At 65.5% G+C, this 1,802-nt stretch carries 1 protein-coding gene and 1 pseudogene; both read left to right on the top strand.

Annotated features, from left to right (window positions below; all coding sequences use genetic code 11):
• Nucleotides 1-595: pseudogene (locus tag R1101_RS0122645) on the top strand (catalase); the annotation flags it as partial.
• A 64-nt stretch (nt 596-659) separates the two neighbouring features.
• A partial coding sequence (locus R1101_RS0122650) for an AAA family ATPase (RefSeq protein WP_016935489.1) occupies nt 660-1,802 on the top strand: 1,143 nt, incomplete at its 3' end.

Genomic DNA, 1,802 nt, shown 5'->3' on the forward strand with positions numbered 1-1,802 from the left:
CTCGCCCGAGGCGCTTTCGCGGATCTTCACGCCACTGCACCTCACCCTCCCGAACGATGTGCAATTGTTTGCGCGACCGAACGATCACGTCCTCGGTGAGACCTATCATTCGGCGGCGGCGCTTCGTTACGGCGACCACGTCGCCAAAATCTGCATCACTCCCCTCTCCGATTCGGTCAAGAGCCTCACCGGACAACGCATTCCTCGCAGCGCCGGCGACGACGCGCATCGCCTGTCCGTCGAGCAGTTCTTCGCGCACACCAGTGCCGACTACGAGGTGCGCGTCCAGCTCTGCACCGACACCGAGAAGATGCCGATCGAGGATGCCACCGTGCAGTGGGCCACGAGCGAGTCACGGCATGTTCCGGTGGCCCGAATTCGGATTCCCCGACAGGGCACCAGCAGCACGGCGCTGCGCACCTACGCCGAAGACGTCGTATCGTTCAATTCGTGGACCGGTCTCGCAGATCATCGTCCGCTGGGCTCGATCAATCGGCTGAAACTCCGCGTCTACAACGCGTCGAGCGAATTCAGGCACCGCAAGAACGGAATCGACCGCGTGGAACCGACCACAATTTCCGATATTCCCGAATAGTGAGCTGTATTCGCACTGCTCGAACCATATTTTTACGCTCCCGGCCTCCTTATACTGAGTTACCGTGGCCATCAATTGGCAGTTGGTCGATCGTCCCGACGAATTCGATACGATCCGATCCCAGCTGACCGGAGACGGTCAGGGCGCCATCCTGATCGGCGCCGCCGGGGTCGGCAAGACCACGCTCGCGCACCTCGTCGCCGATTCCCTCGGTTCGCCCGTGCAGTGGGTGGCGGGCACCGAGTCGGCACGCAGCATTCCACTCGGTGCGTTCGCCCCGCTCGTCGATCCGTCCACGACCCGCGACGCCGTCGCATTGGTCGGATCCGCTCGACGGTCTCTCCTGCGGCAGGGAGACATCGTGCTCGGTGTCGACGACGCGCATCTACTCGACCAGCTTTCGGCCACCTTGCTCCAGCAGCTCGCGATCGAACACACGGTGCGGATCATCGCGACGATCCGCTCCGGCGAACCCGTCCCCGACGCCGTCACCTCGCTGTGGAAGGACGACTACCTGCGGCGCATCGAATTGCGTCCGTTCACCAAAGAAGAAAGCATCCGTCTCGTCCGGTCCGTCCTCGACGGGCAACTCGAGGAACTGAGCGCCGACGTCATGTGGGAGATGTCCGGCGGCAATGCGCTGTTCCTCCGGCATCTCGTCGAAGGTGCCCTCGATGCGGGACATCTGGTGCAGGTGTCCGGGGTGTGGCAGCTCCGCGGGCAGACCGCCGCAACACCCGGGCTCACCGAACTGCTGGAATCGCGCCTCGATCGCGCCGGCCGGGAGGTCCGTACCGCTCTCGGACCGCTCGCCTTGTGCGAGCCGCTCGACCTCGACATTCTGCTTCGCATCGCCGGCGAGGACGCCGTGGACGCGGCCGAGATGCGCGACCTGATCCGCATCGAACCCGACGGCTCCCGGCTCGACGTGCGATTCAGTCATCCCCTGCTCGGCGAGGTCGTGCGGGGACGCATGGGCACCGCATCGGCCCGCAGGCTCCGCGGGCGGCTCGTCGACGAGCTCCAGCAACGCGGGACGAGTACCGCTGCGGAACGCATCCGCCTCGCGGAGCTCTACATGGGCAGCGATCGCCCTCCCGACACCGAACTGCTCGTCACCGCGGCGCGCGACGCGGTCTCGTTGTCGAATCATCCGCTCGGTGAACGCATCGCCCGCCGGGCCTGCGAGCGCGGGGGCGGTATCGCC

The sequence above is a fragment of the Rhodococcus sp. R1101 genome, assembly GCF_000278445.1.
Taxonomy (GTDB): Bacteria; Actinomycetota; Actinomycetes; order Mycobacteriales; family Mycobacteriaceae; genus Rhodococcus; species Rhodococcus gordoniae.